Origin of the sequence: Bacteroides sp. HPS0048, assembly GCF_964240755.1 — a bacterium.
Lineage (GTDB): Bacteria > Bacteroidota > Bacteroidia > Bacteroidales > Bacteroidaceae > Bacteroides > Bacteroides nordii.
Window position 1 is genome coordinate 2964 of record NZ_CAXSVC010000053.1, and the last position, 2975, is coordinate 5938.

The following is a 2975-nucleotide window of genomic DNA, read 5'->3' on the forward strand; positions in this document are numbered from 1 at the left end:
GCACCAAATCCGTGCGGCGGAGAAACTGATCCGACGCAAGCGGAGAGAGTACGAAATGCAGAACCGGCAGTTCCCGGAAATGGAGGAAGATGGCAGGCTGAAAGAATACCTGGACCGGTGTGCATTCATCAACAAGGACGGCGAGACCTGCGAGTTTACCACGCTCCAGAAACACGACCTGAACCTCGTCTTGCAGAAACGCCACGCGCTGCTGAACTGGCAGCAAGGCTCTGGCAAGACAGCCGCCGTGTACCATCGTGCCAAATACCTGCTCAAATTCCGCAAAGTACGGAATGTCATCATACTGGCTCCTGCCATCGCCACCAATATGACATGGATACCCTTCCTCTCGATAAACAGGGAACAGTTCCGGGTGGCAAGGAACAATGCCGACCTGGAAGCTGTGCCGGAAGGCGTGTTCATCGTCCTATCCACCTCCATGCTCGGCAAGCTGAAACGGGGCATGGCAAGGTTTGTCAAACGCAGTTCAAGAAAACTGTGCCTTGTTTTCGACGAGTCGGACGAGATAACCAACCCGTCGTCACAACGTACAAGGCATATCCTCGGTCTCTTCCGCCGCCTCAAATACAAGATACTCGACACCGGTACGACCACACGCAACAACATCGCCGAACTGTACAGCCAGTTTGAGCTGTTATATAACAATTCCATAAACATGGTCTGTTGGAGCAGTCGTGTGTACCACGAGAACAGGGACAAGGAGATAGAGGAAGATAACAATCCGCACTATGGTGAGCCGTTCCCCGCTTTCAGGGGGCATGTGCTTTTCCGTGCCTGCCACTGTCCGGGGAAATCCACCGTGTTCGGCATTGAGAAGCAGAACCAGGATGTCTATAACAAGGAGGAGCTGGCCGGCCTTATCGGGAAGACCGTCATTACACGCAAGTTCAGGGACTTTGCAGGAGAGAAATACAAGATACGGACACATACCGTCAGCCCGTCCGACGGCGAGCGTGAGGTTTACCGTGTCATCATCGAGGAGTTCTGCCGCATCTGCGAACTGTATTACAACAGCACGGGGGATGCAAAGAAGGATGCCGGACTCCGGCTTATGCGCCAGATCAAGCTGCTCATCAAGGCCTGCTCCGTCCCACACCTGATAGAGGGCTATTCCGGAGACGGGATTCCGAACAAGACAAGGTACATCGAAAGGCTGGTACGGAAGATACCCGGCAAGGTGGCTGTCGGCTGCACGTCCATAGCCGCATTCGACCTTTACGAGAGCCGTCTTCGCGAATGTTTTCCTGACCGTCCCGTATTTGTGGTCAAGGGCGACGTGGCGTTCAAGAAACGGCAAAGCATCGTGACGGAGTTCGATTCCACCATCAACGGCATACTGGTATGCACGCAGCAGAGCCTGAGCAGTTCGGTGAACATACCCACCTGCAACGACGTGATACTTGAATCCCTGCAATGGAACATCCCGAAGATGGAGCAGTTCTACTTCCGTTTCATCCGTCTCGACTCCAAAGAGCTGAAGGACGTGCATTATGTCACCTACAAGGACTCCGTGGAGCAGAACCTGATGGCGCTGGTGCTTACCAAAGAGCGGCTGAACGAGTTCATCAAGACGGGCGAAGTAAAGGAACAGTCGGAAATCTTCGAGGAGTTCGACGTCACCATGTCCGTCATCGAGAGCCTGCTGGTCAGGGAACGGGACAGCGAAGGCAAGATACACATCAGCTGGGGAAGCCAGCGCATCATGAACTGAAAAATGGAAAAACAAATGAGAAACCGCAGATTCCATTCCACAGGCAAAGGTAGCCCGCCCCCTTACCGGCAGGGCAAGGTCATGCCGCAAGCGGTTTTCGGGAAAATCATCCTCGCCGGAGGCTCCGGTATTATCCCGAAAAACCCTGCACTGCCGGGGTGCGGACCTTTTGGAGCCTGTGGAATGAAATCCCCGGTTCCGAATCATAAACTATAATGAAGAATATCATGGACTTGAATCAGGCAGAAGTGGCAGTGACCACGCAGCATCTCATAGACATGGGGCAGGAAAAAGACAACCTGCTGCAAATGTCCGACTTCGGCGACATGGGGGAATTCCTGTGCACCTGCTCCGAACTGTTTCCCGAAGAGGAAACTCCGGAATACAGGTACACGAGATGGGAGGAAATCCCGGACCTGCTCATCAACCGGGAATGGCTGTGTTCCAACTTCTTCGAGATAAGGGAGGCGATGGAACAGCTGGAGGAACCCGACAAGGATTGCTTCTTCGACTGGTGTGACCGTTACGGGCATGACATCAGTACGGAAGACCCGCACCTGCTGGTGGCGCACTATATCGAACTTTATGGAAATGCGGCCTATATCGACGATGAGCCTTGCCCGGACAGCGGGGATGACAGCCTGCTGTACTATCCGGGCATATCAAGCAACTATTTCGACACGGGTATTCCCCGCTTCGAGGTATTCGATGACAATTACGATTAAAGCGTATAAACATATACAAGATGGAAATCAACTTCAAAGGACCGGTAATGCCGGTTGACCCCTATTCGCAAATGGCGTTTGTGGAGATACTGAACATTCTCCTGACGGCAGGGCACATCGTGGATGTGAACAGGTTCCTGATAAACAGGAATGCCAATCCGCTATTCGGCTCGTTGTCAGGATATTTCAGATGGTCATTCTCCGACAACCACTTTACCCTGTGGCAACGGGTGGAATACAACTCGCCGCTCTGCTTCAGCCGGCGCATATTCAGCATCCATTTCGGGATGCTGGCAAGCCGTGACAGGAAAAGAGACAATACGGTAATGAACTAAAAACATATCAATATGAGTCACCAGGTAATTACAAGAATGGCATACAATGCCAAAACCAAGCAGATAGAAACTTGGCAGCATTCCAACAACGTGTGGCCGACAACAGACCATTTTTATGCATTGGATGTGAAAACAGACGAACAGATGTTTGAATTCATAACATTGATAGCAAACGGATTGTAG

General features: G+C 52.0%; 5 protein-coding genes. All 5 read left to right on the top strand.

Annotation, left to right across the window (positions count from 1 at the left end; translation table 11 throughout):
• On the top strand, positions 1-1732 hold a 1732-nt coding region (locus tag ACESQI_RS22965; RefSeq protein ID WP_373127276.1), incomplete at its 5' end, for a helicase-related protein.
• 15 nt (positions 1733-1747) lie between these two features.
• Positions 1748-1948, top strand: coding sequence for a hypothetical protein (locus ACESQI_RS22970; protein WP_005832102.1), 201 nt, complete (start codon positions 1748-1750; stop codon positions 1946-1948).
• 11 nt (positions 1949-1959) lie between these two features.
• Positions 1960-2457, top strand: coding sequence for a hypothetical protein (locus ACESQI_RS22975; RefSeq protein WP_009276377.1), 498 nt, complete (start codon positions 1960-1962; stop codon positions 2455-2457).
• Between the two features lie 20 nt (positions 2458-2477).
• Positions 2478-2792, top strand: a complete 315-nt coding sequence (locus ACESQI_RS22980) for a hypothetical protein (protein WP_005647143.1) — start codon at positions 2478-2480, stop codon at positions 2790-2792.
• Between the two features lie 12 nt (positions 2793-2804).
• A complete protein-coding gene (locus ACESQI_RS22985) occupies positions 2805-2975 on the top strand; it encodes a hypothetical protein (protein ID WP_373127300.1) in 171 nt (56 codons plus the stop codon).

Bases quoted from the DNA above. Each gene is read 5' to 3' on its own strand.
- ACESQI_RS22980 (WP_005647143.1), top strand. From the start codon at position 2,478: ATGGAAATCAACTTCAAAGGACCGGTAATGCCGGTTGACCCCTATTCG.
- ACESQI_RS22970 (WP_005832102.1), top strand. From the start codon at position 1,748: ATGAGAAACCGCAGATTCCATTCCACAGGCAAAGGTAGCCCGCCCCCT.
- ACESQI_RS22985 (WP_373127300.1), top strand. From the start codon at position 2,805: ATGAGTCACCAGGTAATTACAAGAATGGCATACAATGCCAAAACCAAG.
- ACESQI_RS22975 (WP_009276377.1), top strand. From the start codon at position 1,960: ATGGACTTGAATCAGGCAGAAGTGGCAGTGACCACGCAGCATCTCATA.